This is a genomic window from Haliscomenobacter sp. (genome assembly GCF_033763495.1).
Taxonomy (GTDB): Bacteria; Bacteroidota; Bacteroidia; order Chitinophagales; family Saprospiraceae; genus Haliscomenobacter.
In genome coordinates, this window is the sequence record NZ_JANRKL010000030.1 from 14310 (window position 1) to 35385 (window position 21076).

At 43.5% G+C, this 21076-nt stretch carries 12 protein-coding genes; 4 read left to right on the plus strand and 8 right to left on the minus strand.

The window, feature by feature from the left end:
* Positions 1–62 precede the first annotated feature (62 nt).
* Entirely contained in the window at positions 63–2054 is a 1992-nt protein-coding gene (locus SFV55_RS02800) for a M1 family metallopeptidase (RefSeq protein WP_320027934.1), read from the minus strand.
* Between the two features lie 123 nt (positions 2055–2177).
* Between SFV55_RS02800 and SFV55_RS02805 the strand changes: the two genes are divergently transcribed.
* Together SFV55_RS02805 and SFV55_RS02810 are read left to right on the plus strand one after the other, a co-directional pair.
* Positions 2178–3749, plus strand: coding sequence for a sulfatase (locus SFV55_RS02805; RefSeq protein ID WP_320027935.1), 1572 nt, complete (start codon positions 2178–2180; stop codon positions 3747–3749).
* 41 nt (positions 3750–3790) lie between these two features.
* Positions 3791–4555 carry a GNAT family N-acetyltransferase gene (locus SFV55_RS02810; RefSeq protein ID WP_320027936.1) on the plus strand — a complete coding sequence of 255 codons (765 nt, stop codon included), beginning with the start codon at positions 3791–3793 and terminating at the stop codon, positions 4553–4555.
* Here SFV55_RS02810 and SFV55_RS02815 read toward each other — a convergent pair.
* Positions 4552–5895 (minus strand): cytochrome P450, encoded by a 1344-nt coding sequence (locus SFV55_RS02815; protein WP_320027937.1) that lies wholly within the window; start codon positions 5893–5895, stop codon positions 4552–4554. The genes SFV55_RS02810 and SFV55_RS02815 overlap by 4 nt on opposite strands.
* Before the next feature lie 597 nt (positions 5896–6492).
* On the opposite strand from SFV55_RS02815, the gene SFV55_RS02820 reads away from it, so the two are divergent.
* Positions 6493–9309, plus strand: coding sequence for a TIR domain-containing protein (locus tag SFV55_RS02820; RefSeq protein ID WP_320027938.1), 2817 nt, complete (start codon positions 6493–6495; stop codon positions 9307–9309).
* A complete protein-coding gene (locus SFV55_RS02825) occupies positions 9212–10651 on the plus strand; it encodes a formylglycine-generating enzyme family protein (protein WP_320027939.1) in 1440 nt (479 codons plus the stop codon). Before SFV55_RS02820 ends, SFV55_RS02825 begins: the two co-directional genes overlap by 98 nt.
* 63 nt (positions 10652–10714) lie before the next feature.
* Here the strand turns inward: SFV55_RS02825 and SFV55_RS02830 are convergent, their stop codons facing one another.
* From SFV55_RS02830 to SFV55_RS02855, 6 genes are all read right to left on the minus strand, one after another.
* Complete coding sequence (locus tag SFV55_RS02830; protein WP_320027940.1) at positions 10715–12196, minus strand: RagB/SusD family nutrient uptake outer membrane protein; 1482 nt, start codon at positions 12194–12196, stop codon at positions 10715–10717.
* 14 nt (positions 12197–12210) lie between these two features.
* On the minus strand, positions 12211–15384 hold the full coding sequence (locus SFV55_RS02835) for a SusC/RagA family TonB-linked outer membrane protein (RefSeq protein WP_320027941.1): 3174 nt from the start codon (positions 15382–15384) through the stop codon (positions 12211–12213).
* 420 nt (positions 15385–15804) lie between these two features.
* Positions 15805–17943, minus strand: coding sequence for an NAD-dependent DNA ligase LigA (gene ligA / locus SFV55_RS02840; RefSeq protein ID WP_320027942.1), 2139 nt, complete (start codon positions 17941–17943; stop codon positions 15805–15807).
* Positions 17944–18060: 117 nt separating this feature from the next.
* A complete protein-coding gene (locus SFV55_RS02845; protein WP_320027943.1) occupies positions 18061–18897 on the minus strand; it encodes a choice-of-anchor V domain-containing protein in 837 nt (278 codons plus the stop codon).
* Between the two features lie 123 nt (positions 18898–19020).
* The gene (locus SFV55_RS02850; protein WP_320027944.1) at positions 19021–19572 is read right to left on the minus strand and encodes a 1-acyl-sn-glycerol-3-phosphate acyltransferase; all 552 of its coding nucleotides are present in this window, start codon (positions 19570–19572) and stop codon (positions 19021–19023) included.
* A 68-nt stretch (positions 19573–19640) separates the two neighbouring features.
* Entirely contained in the window at positions 19641–21071 is a 1431-nt protein-coding gene (locus SFV55_RS02855) for an L-serine ammonia-lyase (protein ID WP_320027945.1), read from the minus strand.
* Positions 21072–21076 lie beyond the last annotated feature (5 nt).

Below are 21076 nucleotides of genomic sequence, written 5' to 3' on the forward strand. Positions count from 1 at the left end.
CCAAATAAAAAGAGGGGATGCCAGATGGTATCCCCTTCTTTTTTTGTAGAATGTGGGAAAATTTATTTCCCTGCCCAAACATTATCCGCCGCATTCGCATCCGGGAAACGACCATGCGGATCAAAAGTGATCCTTTTGATCTTGCGTTTGCCAAAGTTCATTTCGGCATCAAAGCTGCGCTTGCCGTCAAACCAAACTGACACTGGCCAGGTAACCTCAGCAGTAGTTGCATCAATCATTTTGGCATTGGGCAAGGTTTTTATCGCCGGGCCTTCGGCTTCAAACTCCACCTTCAGCACCACCGGTGAGGGCATCTGCCCAGCCTGATGAACGGTGACAGTGGTTTTGCCACCGCTGTTTTTTACCTCCTTGATCGACCCTTCCACCGTTTCGGTAGTCCACAACCAGTAGTACCAGAACCATTCCAGGTTTTGCCCCAATTCATTGTTCATGAAGAAAATATAATCCCAGGGGGAAGGGTGTTTGTAAGCCCAGGTTGCCGTGTATTTTTTCATGGCATTGATCACCGCCTCGTCTCCAACAATTCCGCCCAGCATGGAGAGCATCAAGGGCGTTTTTTGGTAGGTTTGAAAGCCATAACCACTACCCGCATCATTGGCACTCCACATCATTGGTGCTTCACTTTCGCTGCCACTCATCCGGCCATAACTTTGGCCAAGGCCGTCCAGATTGTAGGGTTTGCCCTGATTGTCGGCTGCTGAAAGGATATTCATGTACTGGTTGAAGCCCTCATCCATCCAGCCGTAGCGGGTTTCGTTGGTGCCCAGCATCATGGGCCACCACTGGTGGGCGGTTTCGTGATCGGCAGCACCTTGATTCGAGTTGATGACCATGGGGTATTCCATGCCTGCGCTGGGGCCGTCCTGTAGCGTCAATTGTGGGAAAGGATAAGGCGCCCACAATTTGGAATAAAACTCCAGGGCGTGGCGGGTCACCTTGCCTGCTCTTTCAAAAAACCGGGCTCTATCGGGCAGGTAAAACATATGAATGGGAACTGGGCCTTTGCCGGGAATGATGGCCCGGGTGGCTCTCCACATAAAACTATCGGCAGTCGCCCAGGCAAAATCATTCACCTTGTCGGCCATAAAATGCCAGGTGAGTTTGTCTCCAGGGGCAGTGGCCTGACCTGGGCCTTTTTCTTTTTCACCCACAATCATTACTTCCTCATCGGAGTTGAGTACGGTGGCCAGGCGTTGTCTGGCAGTGGCCGTCAGCACTTCATTGGGGTTCTGCAACAAGCCAGTACCACTGACAATCCAGCCACTGGGCATGGTGATGCGGACGTCAAATTTGCCGAAGTTGTTGTAAAATTCGGAAGGGCCCAGGTAAGGACTGGTTTCCCAACCACGTAGGTCGTCGTATTTAGCCAGGCGTGGGTACCATTGGGTGGGTTGAAACAATCGGCTGTCAAATCGCTGGGTCATGCGGTGGCCGCGCCCATTCGGGCCGCCGGGCAATTTGGTATGCCATTCTATTTCCAGCTCAGCCGTCGCTCCGGCTTTGATAGGTTCGGCGAGGTTGATGGTGGCGATGGTCTGGGTTAGCCCAAAAACGCTCAACTTTGAGCCCATTGGGCGTCCCATGCCAGCTGCCGCCTTAAGGTCTGCCGCCTGACCAGCTACTTTCAAACTGGTCAGAACCATGCCCTCGGTGGCCTCCGCAGGTACGGATGCCCCGCGCTGGGCTTCGGGGCGAAAGATGTTGTGATCCAGGCGCAGCACAATCGTTTTGAGGTCGTCCTTGCTGTTGTTGTGCAAGCTGATTTTTTCTGAGCCAGTGATGGTTTGGGTGGTGGGATCGAGGCTGGCTTGGATGGTGTAGTCGGCTTCCAGTTGCCAGTAATTGGGGCCGGGTTTGCCTGAAAAGTCGCGGGTGCCAGCTTCAAAAGCTTTGCGGATGGAGTTGGTCATGGGGACGTCGAGCCGGATGGAGCGCTGATTGGTTTCCAAACTTCGGCGGAGTGGAAGGCTTTGTTGGCCGGATGCAGCGGTGATGCTGAGCAGCAGCGTCAGAAGGGTAATGTGTTTGAGCATGGCTTGTGTTTGGTTAGGAGATTTGAGGGCTAATTTAAGACAATACACTAGTTTCTTTCGAACATTTTTATCTTTAGACAAGCGTTAAAGTTCCTCTCAATCCTCACCAGAAAAATTTATTCCATGCCACACTTCGCCCAAAAAGCATTCCTGTCCATTTTTTTCTGGTCAATGTTTCCAGGTCTCTTTTTTATTACATCTTTTTCAACATCGACAATTGCGGCTTCTCCTTCAAGCAAGCCAAACATAATCATTTTCCTCGTTGACGATCTCGGCTACGGAGACCTTGGGTGTTACGGCAATCCAATTGTAAAGACCCCAAATATAGATCGCTTTGCCACTGAGGGTGTTCGTTTAACCGATTGTCATTCGGCTGCGACCGTTTGTTCTCCTTCCAGGGCGGCCCTATTAACGGGGCGGAATCCGTATAGGAGTGGTTTTTATGACATCCTGGGGAGTTTTAACTGTTATTTGCAGCGCCGGGAAATCACCTTACCCGAACTGCTCAAGCCCATAGGGTATTCGACCTGCTTTGTGGGTAAATGGCATTTGTCCCAAATCAACACCAGCGGAAAAACCAATAGCCAAAACAGTCAACCCTCTCCCGGTGAGCAAGGATTTGATCATTGGTTGGCCACTTCACTCAATGCTTTTGAAGGGCCCAGAAATGTCAAGAAACTGGTTAGAAATGGCGTTCCACTTGGCGCAGTTAGTGGCTCTTATTGTGATATAATTGTTAAAGAAGCTTGCGATTGGATCGGCCTCCAGAAAAAAGACCAGCCCTTTTTTCTGGAAATTTGCCCCCATGAACCCCATACCCCGATTGATCCGCCGGAGGAATATAGCCAACCCTACCGGAATGCAAAAGTGGATTCACTGGAGAAGACCATCCAATATGGCGGGGTTCCAAGGCCAAGCGGCATTGCAAAACACAAAGACAAATATTATGGCACCGTAGCCCAACTCGACCATGCCTTTGGCCAATTAATGAAATTCCTGGATGCCAATGGCTTAACCAACAACACCCTGGTTATTTTCACGAGTGACAACGGGCCCGAATCACCCGTAAATTTTGATGAATCGAGAGGCCTGTGGAAGGATACCATTAGAGACCAATGTTTCGGCACACCCGGCTTGTTCCGGGGCATGAAGCGATTTACCTACGAAGGCGGTCATCGGGTGCCGGGTATTGTACGTTGGCCATCCAAAATTCCGGCTGGCCTTGTGAGCGACAAATTGGTGAATGGAACCGACTTTTTTTCAACGATATGTACCATTGCAGGCATCAAACAACCTGACGATCGGGCGATTGATGGTAAAAATATTTGGCCCGCATTGTTGAATCGGCCTCATGACAAAAATAGGTCGGTAATCTGGCCCCTGCAGTTGAATGAGGATATGTATTCCAAAATGGCGGATATGTCCATGCGGTATCAGGAGTATACCTTAATTGGCCGCATGCCGCTTAAAGCCGATTCAGTCCCCCTGTTAAACTGGATGTATCATTCATTGCCGGAAAAATTTGAGTTGTACAATATCGCAAAAGACCCGGGGCAGCAGTTTGATATAGCCGATCAGCATCCTAGGCTTCTAAAAAAGCTGATCCCTATGATGACGAACATGTGGCTCAATATTCGGGATGAGGGAAAAATGAATGCTGCGGCATTTAACGCCAAAAAAATAGGAACTTTTTAAAGCCCTGATCAATTATTTTTCCATCATCATCAAGGGAACCCATGCAAAATATCATCACCCAAAATTTCGATCGCCACGCCCATCTCATCCCTGGCCAAACGCCGGGTATGCTGGTTTTCCAAAGCCCTAAATTAAGCTACGTAGATAGTGGACTTTCCTGTGATACCTTCAACATTATTCATTTGCTCAGCGGCGAGGAGGTAGCTTCAGAAATCCGTGCTGCAGTGGATTATTTTCGGCAAAAAGGCCTGGCCTATTGTATTTGGGTAAACCAGGAAAATCTTAGTGGGGAAGTGCAAACCTGTTTTCAGGACCTGGGTATTCAAGTCCAGAATTCCGAACCTGGAATGGTTTTGGATTTAAACAAGTACGAAGTCATCCACTCTCCCTTGCACCAAAATGTAGAATTGGTGCATACCCCAGCCCAACTGACCGAATTTGCCGAATCGATCGCCGCCAACTGGTCGCCGCCAGATCAAAATGTAATACGGTATTTTCAAAGAGTAGCACCAGCCATCCTCAATCCCGCACACCAGATTCAATTGTTGCTTTACCGCGAAGCCGGACAAGTGGTTTCCTGCCTGGAAATGTTCCCCAGCGACGAGCACACGCTTGGATTTTACAGCTTAGCGACGCTGGAAGCCTATCGGGGCAGAGGCATTGCTTCAGCGATGCTGACCTTTGCATTGAATCGTGCCAAAACATTGGGCTACCAGCAGGTGATCCTACAGGCGTCTGAGGATGGGTTGCGGATTTATGAGAAAGTGGGGTTTCGGAAATTCGGGCTATATTATGAATATGCCTAGCGCCTCCAAAACCGCATCCATACCCCATCTTTCGGCCTCAACGTAATCAAGGGTTGCGGTATCACCTCACGCCCAGGTTCCATGGCAAAGTCATACCTCCGCGCCATCTCGGCGATCACCAATTGCATTTCCATGAGTGCAAAATGGTTGCCGATGCACAAACGCGGGCCACCGCCAAAGGGCAGATAAGCAAAAGCCGGAATTTTGGCATTTTTGGCAAAACGTTCGGGACGAAAAACATCCGGATCGCCCCAATGCTCTGGAGAATGGTGCGCTCCGTAAATGTAAGTCGCCACAATGGCCCCTTTGGCGATTTTAATGCCGTTGAACTCATCAGCTTCCACCGCCATCCGGTCGGTGATCCAGGCTGGTGGATACAGGCGCAAAATCTCGTCAACCACCTGGCTCAGGTATTCCAGTTTGGGGAGGTCTTCAAAAGCGACCGTCCGCTCACCTACTACCTGGTTCAGCTCTTCCCGGATTTTGGCAAGTGCCTCTGGATGTTGGCTCAACAAGTACCAGGCCCAGGCCAGGCCATTGGCGGAAGTTTCGTGGCCAGCCACAAAAATGATTTTTAACTCATCCAGCAACTGCTGTTCGTTCATGGCCTCGCCGGTATCCTCGTAACGCGAGTCGAGCAACATTTGCAGGAGGTCGTCGCGGGTTTCGCCACTGTCCTGGCGTTGGTGCACCAGTTTGCGGATTGCATCTTCCAGGTCGGCAGCAAGGGCTTCGTGCTCCTTGATTTTGCCACTTAACGCCCGCCACCAATTGAGGTAGGGTTGCCGAATCAACTGGATGACAAATGCCTGAATTTGGGTGATTTGACCGCTCATTTTTTGCACTTGCTCCTCGGGCACGCTGATGCTGAAGATCGAGCGCATGATGATGCTGAAGGCCATGTCCATCATGTGCTCGGCCATGTTGACCGGGCCAGCCTTGATCTCTTCGTCAAATTTGGCCAAACGCTCCTCGATCACTTCGTTCATCAAATGGGTGAGGCTGGCCAAACGCGAGCGGTGAAAACTGGGTTGAATCAAACGGCGTTGCCGCAACCAATGGTCGCCATCGATGGTCAATAAACCCTTTCCTATAAAATGCCCCAAATGCTCGAAGTGAATCGGGGATTTTTTGTACATCCGGTGGTTCTTTTGCAAGATATGCTGGATAAAGGCAGGATCGGCAGTAAAGGTAGCCGGAATGATGCCACCAATGTAAAAGCGATAGGTGTGGCCGTACTCAGCCATATTGCCCCGAATGGCCGTGATAGGGTCGCGGAGGAATTTGAGCGAGTTGATCAGGGTTTTGAGGCGAGGGATGGTGGGGATGGTGCTGGACATGGTGGTGGAATTTGAGTATTAGGGATTAGATGCTTTTTTCTTCACAATAATTTCTCCTGAAATACAAAGTTCTCATTCAACATCACAAGGAGGAAAGGAGTTCAGGGTAAAAATAAGGGCAGTCGAATGGAGATCGTCCCTATGTTCGAAATTGTGAGGTCGTGAGTGGACTTTACCCGCTATACGAGGTTTTGGAGACCCTTGTCTAGCGGCGCACTCGACCCCATAGTCGTGAAAATAAGCAGTTTCACTTTATTTCGAAGAATAAATTTGATGGAAATGGGTTTGTGCAAGAGTTTTTTAAAAAATGCACCCCAGTCTTAAAACTTCCGTCTATCTATATTTGTTAATCTTCTTATTTGAGCTATATTTGGTGGTATAATAATACATGTTAAGAACTGTTTGTAAGGCGAGAGATATTGTGACTTCAAAGGAGGTGCCGTCACCGACTTAGGGGCAAAAAATCACCTATTTCCATACTACGCGTAAAAATTGATGATGCACCTTCTGAGTGGCTGATTCAGAATAACCAATTTTCTAAACTTAATAAGTTAATTTATTTTTTAAATTAGATTTTATTAATTAAAAGTAGTAAAAATGGCTAATAAGGATAGAGGTGAATTAAAGCCTAAGCTCGTAGCCCAAGAAACTACGAGTAGGAACTTCTTATTGGCTATCGCTATAGATGAATATGAATATTGTTCTAATTTAAATAACGCTGTTTATGATGTTGAATCCTTCATTGCATTAATTACCAGAAAATATTTATTCAACAAAGAAAATATTGTTTTAGTCAAAAATAAAGAAGCAACAAAAAGAAGGATAGAGCACGAACTGGCAAGAATGGTGTCTCTGCTAACTCCATCTGATAACCTTGTAGTATATTTTAGTGGACATGGTCGTAATCATGATAAATTAGGGGGATATTGGATTCCAACGGAAGCTAAATCAGGATATGAAGATTGGCCTGATTACCTGTCTAATGGATTGATCAAAGATTATCTGAGTAAAATAAAGAGCCTTCATACTTTTTTGATTGTTGATTCGTGCTTTTCTGGAGCATTATTTATTGATAAGAGTCAGTATCGAGTTGTTGAAAATAGAAAATATCTTGAACCAAGCCGTTGGGGCTTAACAAGTGGAAAGAAAGAAATTGTTAGTGATGGAGTTCCAGGGCAGCATAGCCCTTTTTCCGAGGCTCTACTTAATGTTCTTGAAAATGCAGATCAGCCATTAGGGGTGATGCATATTTGTGAAATAGTTCTTGAAAAAGTAATTGCGAATACAGAACAGACTCCAATAGGTTCTCCTTTGATTATTCCAGGTCATCAGGGCGGGGAGTTTGTTTTTTTCTTGAAGCCTAATGAATATTCCTCGGTAGAATTTGAAACAGAATTTTATCAAAGCATTAATGTGGAACCAAAAATTGAATATATACCAAGCATATTTATTGCTTACTCCCATACAGACAAGCAATATTTGGAAGCTTTAAGAAAAAGTCTATCGCCTTTAATACGTAATAAAAAAGCTAAAATATGGTTTGATGGAGAAATTCGCCCAGGAGATTTATGGGATGATGAGATAACATCTGCTATTGTTAATGCAGACATTATTTTACTTTTGGTCAGTACAGATTCACTTCACTCGGACTATTTCTATGAAAAAGAAGTAAGCAATGCTCTAAAGAGGCACGAGAATAACCAAGTTAGAGTAATCCCTATTCTATTAACTCCTTGTCTTTGGGATGAAACTCCGCTAAATAAATTGCAAGTACTCCCGGCAGAAGCAAAACCGATTACGAGTTGGAAAAACCTGCCAGAGGCTTGGGATGATGTGGCCAGAGGTATAAGGAGTGCTATTGATAAAATAATTAAACAAAAAGAAGAAGATGAAAAAAGAAGATTTCAAGAGAAAATACAATTAATGGCAGAAAAAGAAAAAGAAGAAAGGATAAAGGCCGAACAAGAAATTCAAAAGTGGGTATTAAAACAAAAAGAAGAAGAAGAGAAACTAGATGAATTAGCTTGGCAAGAAGCATGTCTTCATGACGAGCGTAGTTCATTTGAAGCTTATATGAATAAGTTCCCAGAAGGTAAATATTTCAATGAAGCCAAGAAAAAAATTGAAACGATTAAAATAAGAATCTTAGAAAATGAAACCTGGCAAGTAACCCTCTCTCAAGGTACTATTGATGCCTACTCTCTCTATTTGACTAGATTTCCTAATGGAGAATTTGCAAAACTCGCTAGTCAATATTTGACTAAAATAAAAGAAGAAGAAGTAATAAATAAAAGAGAAGAAGAAGCGTTATGGGATGCATCCATTAATATTAATACAATAGAATCCTACAATAAGTATTTACAGCGTTATCCGAATGGATCAAAAAGCAAAGACGCACAGGAGGCCATAGCTAATTTTCATCATGAAACCCTGGAAAAGTCAATTAAAATAGCTTTTGAAGAAGTAAAAGAAAAAAACTCTATTGAAGCCTACCAAAAATTCATTCAACTTTATCCTCATTCTTCTTATATAGTGGAGGCCAATTTACAGCTTATCCAGTTACAAAAGCAGGAGGAAGAAAAAAAACTAGATGAAGCAACCTGGAAAGAAGCCCACCTCATCAATGGGCTAAATGCATTCAAAGGTTATTTAAACAAATTTCCTGAAGGTAATTACGCTTTTCAGGCTAAGGAAAAAATAGCCGCTATTGAAGCAAAAAATGTAGAAGATAAAGCTTGGTCCACTGCGCAAACTCAAGATAGCCAGGAGAGCTACGAGTCCTATTTAGTTCAATTTCCAAAGGGGGGCTATGTAGAGCAGGCTCTAGCTGCTATTCATGTTATTCAAGAAGAAAAGGAGAAACGCCGGAAAGACGAAGAGCTTTGGAATCAGGCGGTTAATGAGCATACAATAGAAGGCTATAAATGCTATGTGGAAGAAACAGAAGCGGCTTTTTTTAGTTTAAATGCAGAAAAAGAAATTAAGAGATTAGAAAGAAAGCAAAGGTTTGCAAATTACACTTTAGTTTTAGTGAAATCCTTTAATAAAAGAGTACTCAGTGCAATAGCTATCATTACAATTTTTATCTTTGTTTCCTATTCAATCATACTAATTAACGTAAAAAATAAAAAACTGAAGGAAGAATACCAGACTGTGTTTAATGCACGTAATATTCCTAGCTATAAGCAATTTCGAACTAAATATCCTAATAGCAAATACGATGCTTTACTATTGAAAGAGATTTCATTACTTCAAGATTCCATTGATAAACTTGTGAATAATGCTGAACTTTATATTCAAGCAAACTTAAATAATGATGCAAAAAAAAACTTGGAAAAGGCTCGTTCGCTTAACCCTTCAGACCAAAAGGTTATTTACTTGCTTAAAAAACTGCACACTGGCACAAAAGAATGAGAAGCATTTTCTCATCTCTATTCTATTTTTTATTCTCATCCAGTCTTCTCTTTATTGTCAAGACGATTGCTTTAAAAAACTTTACAGCGCTGGAGAAGAGAAATTTATGCTAAGAAATTACCAAGAAGCAAAGAGAATATGGAGCTTAGCACTAAAATGTAGTGATTTATTACCAGTCAATATAAGGCAATTAAACTCTCGCATAAGGGAAGTGAATGATGATGATGGAGATAATATTATAAATTTATTTGATAAATGTCCAAATGACGCAGGCTTAACTCCAACTGGGTGCCCATCTAATCCAGATAAAGACTATGATGGTATTCCTGACGCTCAAGATAGGTGCCCAGATTTTCGAGGCCCTAATTATACCCAAGGATGCCCTGACCCAGATTTCGATTCTATCCCCTATCCAATCGATCGTTGCCCTTTACAATTTGGACACCGAACATGCAATGGATGCCCAGACCAAGATAGGGATTCTATATCAGATGTCCAAGACAGATGCCCCAATCAATTTGGTTTAGTAAGATATGATGGTTGTCCAGATAGTGACTCCGACGAGGTGCCGGATCATTTAGACTCTTGTCCAAAAACAGAAGGAAATCTTTCTAATGGATGTCTCTGTGAAACTCCAACTCCGCGTAATATGGTCCTGGTTAAAGGTGGTGATTTCAAGTTGGATAGCTTAGAAGATTCTAATGGCAGGTTCATTTCCAAGCATTACAAAGTCAAAGACTTTTTTATTGCTACATATGAAACCACATTTGAGGAGTATGACAACCTCAGGAAAAGCTATCCAGATTTACCAAAAACGATAGTACCTGACTGGGACCGGGGCAAACACCCCGTCATTTATGTCACTTGGCGGGATGTGATTATGTACTGCAATTTCAGAAGTATCCAAGAAAAACTGAGTCAAGTTTATACCATTAAAGGAGATTTTATAACTATAGATTCTACCGCCAACGGTTATCGGTTACCAACTGAATTAGAATGGGAATATGCAGCCACAGAAAGGGGTAAAAACATCTTATTAGGTAATGGCATGAATATAGCTAATCCCACACAAATTAACTATGACAAATCAGGATTCAACAGGTCTGTAGAAGTAGGTCGTTATATGCCAAATCAATTAGGGCTTTATGATATGAGTGGTAATGTTTGGGAGTTGGTTGATGGGAGTTATCGTTTGCCGATTGAGGAAAGATTAAAAATTATCAAGGGTGGAGCATGGAGAGCCTCTGCTCAATCGATTACAGTCAAGGGAAAAATGCAAGTTAGGGTTACTGACAGTACTGCTCATTTAGGCTTTAGGCTAGCAAGAAGTATCTTTAAGTGATAGGTGAAAAATGACGAATGATTTCAATACGTTCAAAACCATTCGTCATAAAAGAGCATTAATTTAGGGGTTTTGAACTGTTTCTTTGTTAGTATCTAATTCCCTGCGTGAAATTTTAAATTGCCATAAATCACTTCCTGCGGGTACATCCAATGTTTGAGCCAGGGAAGTAGAGTGGTTAGCTCCTTTACGATTTAAAGGTAAATTGAGGCGTTTGAGGTCAGTAAAGCGAAAGCCTTCTCCCCATAGTTCGATGCGTCGGTTTAGCAAGATTTCATCTATCAAGGCCTGACCATTATTGCTTGACAATTTATAGGCTGGGTCTCGATTACTCATTAATTCGAATAGGGCTTTTTGTGCCCCTATTGCGTCACCTGCTCTGGCTTTAGCTTCTGCCTCTATAAGAATCATTTCCGCAGAGCGCATATAAGGAATGTCATTTGCAGTATTGCCAATATCAGCCACCAAAAATTTTTGAGTCATATAAGGTTTATATAAACCACCTGGAGGGGTAATGGCATTGCTAGCAGAAGGATTAGGAACCCATAATTTTCTCCTAATATCTGTGGCTGACATTTTATCATAAATCAAATTGTTAATTGCTTTGGGATTGTTTCTTATGTTTGTTGTATTATAGTTGCAAGACATGTAAGCAAAAAAAGCTGTAAAAACCATATCAGGGTCTATTTCGTGACCTGAACCCCAAATCCACTCTGGGTTATCCAAGCTATTGAAACCTTGAGTCATTTGCTGATTTGACATTAGAGAATAACCCGCTCTTGCTTCAGTAGCCATTTTTGCCGCAAGCTCCCAGTTTTGTTGGGTCAAAGCTACCCTTGCTTTGATTCCTTTTGCTACATTAATATTGATGTGGGATTTATGTTCACTAGGCCTATACGTAGTTAAAATTGCTATAGCATCATCCAGGTCTTTGTTGATCTGTTTATACGTTTCTCCAACTGTAGCTCTTGGCTGGCCTGATGTACTACCATTCAATAACAGTGCAATTCCTAGCTGTGGATTAGTAGCGTTTTGTGCGTCAAACCTTTTCCCATATAACTGTACCAATATAAAATGAGCCCAGGCTCGGTAAGTCAAAGCTTGGCCTTTGATGGATTTTTTTTCATTTTCAAGCGCCGACGCGTCATCTATTTTTGCAATTATGGTATTAGCATTTCGAATGATTCGATAGTAAAACTCGAACACATAGCTGGTAAGGTTACTTGCCTCATTCCTATGGTCATTCCACTTGTATGCTCCAATAAAAAAATTGTTGGATGCCGCCGTCATAACAAGGTCTTCTCCTAAAACATCAGTGTTCATCATTATCGAACCCTGTCCGAACTCTGCTTGATTGTTATAACGGGAATAAAGCGCCCGATGAATTCCATTGATAGCTGCCAAAGCATTTTGAATATTGGCTATAGCTAAAGTGGCGGGTACACTATTGGTTTGGTCTGTGTTCAGAAAATCTTTCCCACATGAAGGGACTAGAATTACCAACGCAATTAGTCCTAAAATTCCAATGATATTTGATTTTTTCATGGTCTTGTTTTTAATTAAAGGGTTACATTAGCTCCAATCGCAATAACTCTAGCTGGTAGGTATGAATTAGAGATTATTCCATCGAAGGCTTGAGCTACGCCAACACCTTTTCGTTGTGTAAATAGCTTTAAATTCTCACCTGTCAGAAATAATTGGATGCCTGGTTTTTTTGATTTATTTGAAAATGAATAAGCTGCGTAAAAACTCCTAAAATTAATAAATGAAGCATCTGAAAGCCATCGATCCGATATGGCATTAAAAGCAGCTGTTTGATTGGCATCCATTCTAGGAACATTAGTAATATTGCCTGGTGATTGCCAACGTTGAAGCATATCTTTGTGTAAAGCTGAGCCAAAACTACCCGTGTTCATCAGCGACCGGTAGACCCCATCATAATAATGCCCACCTTTTTGAAAAGTAAATAGAACTCTCAGCTCAAAACCTCGATAGGTAAAAATGTTGGTTATTCCTCCATATAAATCAGGAATAGATGAGCCACTATAATGGAACCGAGCATTATTTTGGCTTGTTGTTACTGTATCTCCATTGGCCAAAATCCGTGTGTTAGCTGCTTCAAATTTCTCGGCCCTGTATAAAGCGACACCATCTTTAGGATCTACCCCGTACCATTCTCTTAGCCAAAAGTCATATATGGAAGATCCTACTTTAAGTTTTTTTGTTCCCCGTACAATTTCTTCTTGTGGTAATTTCGTGATTCTATTGACAAAATGAGTTAAATTAAGCTTTATGTTCCATAAAAAGTCCTTGGTACGAAGAGGGATAATGTCCAGGTTAAGTTCTACTCCCCGATTATACATTGCCCCGATATTTTGAATTTGTGATAAAATACCTACGGATAATGGTAAAGGAATTTCAAAGATCAAATTGGAAGATTTTCGATTAAAAAGTTCAATATAACCATCTATTCGATCATTCTTGATGGCAAATTCTAAGCCAAGGCCGTAAGATGTATTGGATTCCCACTCTAAATTTTTATTCCCTAAACTAGATTCAATAATACTTGGAAAATCGCCATTATTCTTGACTCCAAGCCTGTATTGCTGCCTGGATGCGTAATAGTCAATCTCTGAATCATTGCCCGTTTTTCCATAAGAGGCACGAATTTTTAAGAGATCAAATGGTCCGCTTTCTTCGAACCACGACATCTTGTCCAAGGACCATGCTGCACTAATTGAATAAAAATTACCCCAACGAGCTGACTCTGAAAATTTACTGGAAGCATCTCTTCGGTAAGAAGCTTCAATGTGATACCTCTTATCATGGCTTATTTCCAGCCTAGAGAAGTAGCCTTCGACACTATAATTTATGGTGTTAGAAAGGATTTCATCCCGAGATGTAAAATTCACAAATTCGGTATTACCTTCTTGGATCTGTTTAGATTTTACTGTTAACGCATTTTTAACTTTGTAATCATAACTTTCATGGCCTATCAATAATTTAACCATGTCTCTATTATCATTGAAAAAATTATCATAACTTAATAATTGATTAAAATTTAATGTAGTAATATTTTGTTCGTTTTTTGATGCCAAACCTTTAACTGGTGCACCATCACCAATTATAGGGTTTTTATAGTCTAAAAAACTAATGGAATTAAGATCCATTGCTGCATTGACCATAAGTTTGATGTTTCCGATTTGAGGAAAGTCTTTTTTATTGACAATCGAAAACTCGTGTTTATTACGAATGCTCAACAAGTTTTGGCGGTTTAGCCTTTCATTTAGTTCTGTTTCTTGAATGACATGCCGACCCGCAAGAGCTCCACTTGGCCTAACTGGTAACCCGAAGGAATTTGCAGCTCCAGCATCATATTGTTTTTCGCCATCGATTAAAAAATATTCGCCTGGGGTTGTAGGATTATAGGCGTAGATGGGGTAGATAGGTCCTATTGTATGGGTAAAATTAAACGGATTAGCTAATGCATCATCGTTAACACTTTCTGCCAGGCCTCTATTGGAAGAGCTATTCACTTCAGCAATATTCAAACCTAAGCGATACCATTTTTTAATCTGTGAATTTGTATTTAGACGCAGCGCATACCTCTTGAAATCTGATTTTATTAAAAATCCTTGCTCATCGAGATAAGATGCCGAAAAATAGTAATCTGCACTATCTTTAAACGCTCTTGAAATATTAAATACAATTTCATCTCTCGAGCCTTTTCTACTAATCTTATCTTGCCAGTTTAAATCCTCTTCCTTAAAAATCAGTCGCGCGCTAGGGTTAATGATTCCAAAATTACCAACAATCTGATCATCTGGTACATTAAAGGGGTTGTATCCAAGGAGACCTTTAATTTCCTTAGAGGCTTGATTGTTCGCCGCATCCAAGCTAAGGGAAGCAGAGCTTCTATAGATCAAACTATTTCTGTAAGATTCCCACATCAAGGGGTAATATTCAAAAGCATTCACAAGGTCATAATCGGGTATAGATCTATCCGAAAAACCACGAGAAAGTCTTAAATTAATCTGAGGGTCTTTGCTTTTGCCTATTTTAGTAGTAATCAATATCACTCCATTCGCTGCTCTATTTCCATAAAGTGCTGATGAGGCAGCATCTTTTAAGACCGTAATGCTCTCAATATCTGTGGTAGATATGTTACTCAGATCTCCCGTATAAGGAACCCCATCCAAGACAAATAAAGGCGAACTAGAAGCGCTTATCGATCCAAATCCCCGAATGCGTATATTGAGGGGTACCCCTGGCTGACCAGACCCGCTATTAGCAATCACTCCGGACATATTCCCCTTAGGAAGTGGTACAGGATCGAGAAGAGAAATATCCTTCCCTTTGAGTTGATCTAAAGAGCCTGTATAAGAATGCCGGGTATTTGTACCAAAAGCGATAATTATAACCTCGTTTAGACGTACAGGGATTCCTTTTAAAGATACGGTTAAATAAGCATTACTGCCAGGCGAAATCTCCTTAGGCTCAAAACCGGTGTAACTGATTACTAGAATATCTGTTGATTTGTTAATAGTAATTTCAAAATTTCCCTCAGCGTCTGTAGCTGTTCCCATCCCTGTGCCTTTAACCAGTACGGTTGCTCCGATAAGTGGAATTTTAGATCCTTCTGATTTAACGACCCCTTTGATGAGTATTTGAGAAAACACTAGGTATGGGCACAAGACAAGTGTGCATAAAAGTAGTCGATGTAATAAATTCATAGTTGATAATTTTGTTTATGATTATCGTTTGTAAATGAGAGTTAAAAGGAATAAAAGGCGAAATATTTTAAGCAAAAATCATCTAATATACAACATCTTGATCTTGATGTGATCTGTGTATTCAGCTGAAAGTTGTGCAATATGAAAGATGTCTACTTTAAGGGAAGACTTTTCGTACATTTAAAACTTTCAGGCTTATACTTACAATTTTTGCCTTATTATACTAGTTCCAAATTATAAACTAAATTGACTAATCCCGTACATGACATTTTCATTTATAATGAAAAGTTACTATCGGTTTTAAAAAACAGTGTGTATAAATAACCTATCAACACATGCCTAATTGCAAATTTGTTGAAACAACTTATTCTGATGATTACAAATATACACAGATGTCTTAATAAAAAAAATATAATGCAATTAAAAAGTTATCATCGCCAAAAACTCATCCTCCGTCAAAATTGTCACCGTACCCAGCTCCCGAGCCTTTTTCAATTTTGACCCCGCCTCGTCACCTACTACCAGAATATCCAGGTTTTTGCTCACGGCGCTGATGTTTTTGGCACCCGCGGCTTCCGCTTTTTCCTGGGCTTCTTTGCGGCCCATTTTATTGAGGGTACCCGTAAAAAGGATGGTTTTGCCAGAAAATACGGCTCCTTCCGCAGCGACTTTGGGGCGGTCTTCCTCGGTTTGTGTCATATTGACTCCCAGGGATTCCATTTCGCCCAGCATTTCGATGTTGGTCCAGACCTGGAAAAAATCGATGATGTTTTTCGCTACAACTGGGCCAACGTCTTTGATTTTGGTAAAATCTTCAAATTGCCAGTCTTTGAGTTCCATCACATGGTTGATCTCCGCCGCAATCAGTTTGGATACCTTTTTGCCAAAGTGATGGATGCACAAGCTGTACAACAAGCGGTGAATGGGGTTTTTCTTGGCTTTTTCAATGGCCGCCTCCAGGTTGGCCGCCGATTTTGGGCCAAAGCCTTCCAACTGCGCCAATTGAGCGTAATCCAGTCGATACACGTCGGCAAAATTGGTAACCCAGCCCAGTTCATAAAAGCGCTCCACGATTTGTTTGCCCATGCCATCGATGTCCATGGCATCTTTGGAAACGTGGAAAATGATGCGTTGCAAATCCTGGGCGCCGCACACACAATTGGGGCAACGCCAGGCAGCCTCCTCCCCTTCGCGCACCAGCTCTACCGGAATATCCGTGCTATTGACGGGACAAAATTGAGGGAAAACAATCGGCGTTTCACTGCCATCCCTGAGTTCGTCCATCGCCTTGACGATGTAGGGAATCACATCCCCGGCGCGTTCAACCAGTACGGTATCGCCCAGGCGCAGGTCGCGACTGGTGATGAAATCTTCATTGTGTAGCGAAACGGAAGAAACGGTTACCCCGGCCAATTGCACCGGATCGAGTTTAGCAACTGGGGTGATCGATCCAATTTTGCCCACCTGGTATTCTACATTGAGCAATTTGGTGGTAGCCTGCTTGGCTTGAAACTTAAAAGCAATGGCCCAGCGGGGGTGGTGTGAGGTGAAACCCGAGCGTTCTTGCAGCTCCCGGCTGTTGACTTTGGCCACCATGCCGTCAATTTCATAGGCGTAGCCTTCGCGTTGTTGTTGCCAATAGTTGCAAAAGTCGATGACCTCCTGGATGTTTTTGCAGAGTTTGCGTTCCTGAACGGGGACTTTAAAGCCCAGTTTTTCCAGGGTTTCCAAACTTTCCAAATGGGTCGAAAATTGACCCAAAACGTTGTTACCCTCTTTGTCTACGGCGTAACCCAGGGTGTAAATAAAGGCTTCAAGCCCACGTTTGGCAACCTCCTTGGGGTCTTTGATGCGCAGGCCTCCAGTGGCGGTATTGCGGGCATTGGCAAAAAGGGTGACGCCTTCAGCCGCGCGTTTGGCGTTCATTTTTTCAAAAATATCCTTGCGGATCAACACTTCACCACGCAACTCTACGCGGTGGATGCCGTATTGGGAAAAAGCGGCTTTCAGGGGGATGGAGCGAATCACTTTGGCATTGTTGGTAATTTCTTCACCAATGACCCCATTGCCACGAGTGGCGGCGCGCACCAAAACATCATTTTCGTACACCAGCGCAATGCTGCCGCCGTCAAACTTGGGTTCGACCCCATAGGCCAGTTCGGTTTCTGGATCGATGTTCAAAAAACGTTTAATGGACGCATCCCAATCGTTGAGATCTTCGGCATTGTAGGAGTTCGCCAAAGAAAGCATGGGGGTCAGGTGTTCAACCTGCGAAAATTCTTCGGTCAGATCTGCGGATACCCTTTGCGTTGGAGAGTCTGCGTTCAGCAGTTCCGGGTGCTCGGTTTCAATTTTTTCCAATTGCTTGAACAGCTGGTCGTATTCATAATCACTCAGCACGGGGTCATTCTGAATGTAATACCGCCATTCGTGGTAAATGATTAAGGCGCTCAAGTCGGCGTGTTGCTGGGCAGGGGCCTGGGTGTGTACTGCATGATCCGCCTGAAGGTAGGCCTTCGAGCGTTCGTACAGGGATTTTTGGTCAGATTGGGTGTACATTGGATGATGGCTTTAAGCATAAGCCAGTTCATCACCAAGCCTTATTGATGATGAACTGACGCACATCCAAAATTAATCCTTTCTTTCGATTTTGGAAATTTAAAACTATTTTTTGTTTTATTTTAACAATGAAATAGTTTTTGTTCGTTGGCCATCGCTGACCTGCACCCAATATTGTCCTTTTGGCAAGGCTTTGACATTCAGATCAACCTGCGCAGTTTGGGCGGGCTGTTGCAGTTTTTTACTTTGGCGAATGCGCCCCTGTACATCCAGCAAATTGACCCAAAGTTGCTCATTTTCCAAGCTGCCCTCAATTTCTACCCTTGCCAATTCGACGGCAGGATTGGGGAATACTTTGATTTGAGCACTGAGAATTCTGTTCGAGGTCAGGCCAGTTGAAGTCGCTTCAATGAGGCTAAGCGTAGCTTTTACAGCATTATCCCTACCCGTACCACCATCGCCATTGACAGCCATTCCGGCAGCGTATACCTTCAAGTCGCCGGTACCCGCAGCAGGTGCAGTCCAAGGCATTTGAAAGGTGTTGGAAGTAGAGCGGCGGGATTGCTCGGCATATTGGCGGCCACCGAGGGTGACTATCCTTTGTCCCGCAGGTGCTGCACTAAAGGCACCTGCCTGGGCATTTGATTTGGCGTTCAATACCGTTGCCTGATAGCCATAACCTCCAGGAGTACCTGCTCCGGCCACAATACTGACCTGCATGGTGTATTTTTTCCCCGGAACATAGGTTGTGACAGGATTTGCACCATCCAGCATAGCAATCTCTACAGTGGGATTATAAGTGCCAGTACCGTGGCAATCCCCACAATAACTGTCTCCAATCGGTGAACCGGTTCGGTCAGTTCCCTGATTTTGGGCAGCCCCGGAGGCGTTGCTGCTCAAAGCAATCCAGATTGCAGATAATAAAGTGCAAAGGACAAGTACAGATTTTTTCATGATTTGACTTTAGTTGAACCTACTTAACAAGCTTTCAGACTAAACCCAAACTCCAAAGTTTAAACATTGGTTGTATGGGTACATTGATTTTTTTGCAAAATGTTATTGCCAGACAAAAGCAGGTTAAAAAAATATGCCATCCTCAGGGTTTTTACCTTTTACCCCCCGGAAATGATTCAGGATGACTTCGAAGTCCTGTTCCTTATTGCCAGTGGGGTAAAAAGGCTCGGTAAAAGTCACCGTTTTGGTGCCAAAATCGAGGATCACCATGACGAGCGGCACTTTGGCCCCCAATGCGATGTAATAAAACCCGGATTTGAATTCATCGACCCGTTTCCGGGTACCTTCGGGCGTGATGGTGATGATAAAATCAGATTTGGAGTTGAAAATATCCACTACGGCATCTACGTAATTGTTGTTTTTGCTCCGATCGACCGGGTAACCACCGAGTGCGCGAAAAATCCAGCCAATGGGCGGTTTAAACAAGGAAGACTTGCCCAAAAATTTTGCATCAACCCCACGAATGTTACGCAGCAATAACCCCATGGGGAAATCCCAATTGGAAGTATGCGGAGCAACCACCAGAATGTACTTTCTTAAATGTTTGGGAAAATCACCAATCAGTTTCCAACCCCAGAGTTTGAAATAAATAAAAGAAGAAATGGCTGCCCACATAAATGCTCAATTTTAAATGGAAAGATAAAAGAAAAAAAAGAACAATAGTGATGGTCTTTTGAATCAACTCAACATTCTGGCAGTGCAATGGCGATGTTGACCGCCAGGCCTCCCAGGCTGGTTTCTTTGTATTTGTGGTTCATGTCTTGCGAGGTTTCCCACATGGTTTTGATCACAGCGTCCAGGGTTACCTTGGCTTTTGAGGGATCACTCTCCATGGCGATTTTAGCCGCCATGATCGCCTTTACTGCCCCCATCGAATTGCGTTCAATGCAGGGGACTTGTACCAGACCACCCACCGGATCACAGGTCAAACCCAGGTGGTGTTCCATGGCAATTTCAGCCGCCATCAAAGCCTGATCGGGGGTAGCGCCCAAACATTCGGCGAGTGCTGCAGCGGCCATCGCACTGGATACTCCAATTTCAGCCTGGCACCCCCCCATGGCGGCGCTGATGGTTGAACCTTGTTTGAACAAAGCCCCAACTTGCCCGGCAACCAGCAGAAACCGAACTATGTCTTCATTCTTGGCCAGGGGTTTGGCAAAACAGAGGTAGTACATCAATACCGATGGAATCACTCCCGCTGCACCATTGGTGGGGGCAGTGACGATGCGGCCAAAATTGGCATTTTCCTCATTGACGGCCATGGCAAAACAGCCAATCCACTTTACGACTTCCGAAAAACCAATGCGGCTAAAGCGAATGCACTGGATCCATTCCTGGGCAGAGGCATACTCCCCGTCAGCAAGCAATTTCTGGTTGATGTTAAAAGCCCGGCGCGCAACGTCCAGACCACCCGGCAACATGCCCTCGGTATGGCAACCCCGATAAATGGCGTCCAACATGACCGACCATATCCTGAGCAGTCGCTCGTCGATTTCCGCCTTGCTCAGGAAGTTTTTTTCATTCTCGTAAACGATGTCCGAAATTCTGCACTTGCGCTGCTTGCACCACTGAGTGAGGTCAGCACCACTGGTTATGACATAAGGCACTTCATTTTCTTCACGCAGGGGGGTATTTTCTTCCCCTTCTTTGACCACAAAACCTCCGCCGATCGAATAATAGGTGCTTTGATGGATGCTGTTGCCTTCTGCGTCAAAAGCATTCAATTGCATGCCATTGGCGTGGTAAGGCAACATTTGATAGCCGCGAAAGTGGATCTCGTGTTCGGGATCAAAGGCGATGGGGTGGGTTCCGCCCAACTTGAGTTGTTTGTGTTCCAGGATTTGCTCGGGTAGAGATTTTACCTCTACAACCGGTACCGTCACCGGGTCTTTTCCGCTCAAGCCCATAAGGATGGCAATATCGGTGCCGTGGCCCTTACCCGTTAAAGCCAGAGACCCATAGAGCAAAACCTCTAATTTCCGGGTTTTTTCGAGCAGGAATTGTTCGTTCAACTCTTTTACAAAACGCTCTGCGGCCCGCCACGGGCCAAGGGTATGGGAACTGGAGGGCCCCACCCCAATTTTGAGCATGTCAAATACACTGATGAATTCCATTTGGT

Coding starts and splice junctions, on each gene's coding strand:
- SFV55_RS02800 (WP_320027934.1), bottom strand. CDS start 2,054: ATGCTCAAACACATTACCCTTCTGACGCTGCTGCTCAGCATCACCGCT.
- SFV55_RS02805 (WP_320027935.1), top strand. CDS start 2,178: ATGCCACACTTCGCCCAAAAAGCATTCCTGTCCATTTTTTTCTGGTCA.
- SFV55_RS02810 (WP_320027936.1), top strand. CDS start 3,791: ATGCAAAATATCATCACCCAAAATTTCGATCGCCACGCCCATCTCATC.
- SFV55_RS02815 (WP_320027937.1), bottom strand. CDS start 5,895: ATGTCCAGCACCATCCCCACCATCCCTCGCCTCAAAACCCTGATCAAC.
- SFV55_RS02820 (WP_320027938.1), top strand. CDS start 6,493: ATGGCTAATAAGGATAGAGGTGAATTAAAGCCTAAGCTCGTAGCCCAA.
- SFV55_RS02825 (WP_320027939.1), top strand. CDS start 9,212: ATGCAAAAAAAAACTTGGAAAAGGCTCGTTCGCTTAACCCTTCAGACC.
- SFV55_RS02830 (WP_320027940.1), bottom strand. CDS start 12,196: ATGAAAAAATCAAATATCATTGGAATTTTAGGACTAATTGCGTTGGTA.
- SFV55_RS02835 (WP_320027941.1), bottom strand. CDS start 15,384: ATGAATTTATTACATCGACTACTTTTATGCACACTTGTCTTGTGCCCA.
- ligA (WP_320027942.1), bottom strand. CDS start 17,943: ATGTACACCCAATCTGACCAAAAATCCCTGTACGAACGCTCGAAGGCC.
- SFV55_RS02845 (WP_320027943.1), bottom strand. CDS start 18,897: ATGAAAAAATCTGTACTTGTCCTTTGCACTTTATTATCTGCAATCTGG.
- SFV55_RS02850 (WP_320027944.1), bottom strand. CDS start 19,572: ATGTGGGCAGCCATTTCTTCTTTTATTTATTTCAAACTCTGGGGTTGG.
- SFV55_RS02855 (WP_320027945.1), bottom strand. CDS start 21,071: ATGGAATTCATCAGTGTATTTGACATGCTCAAAATTGGGGTGGGGCCC.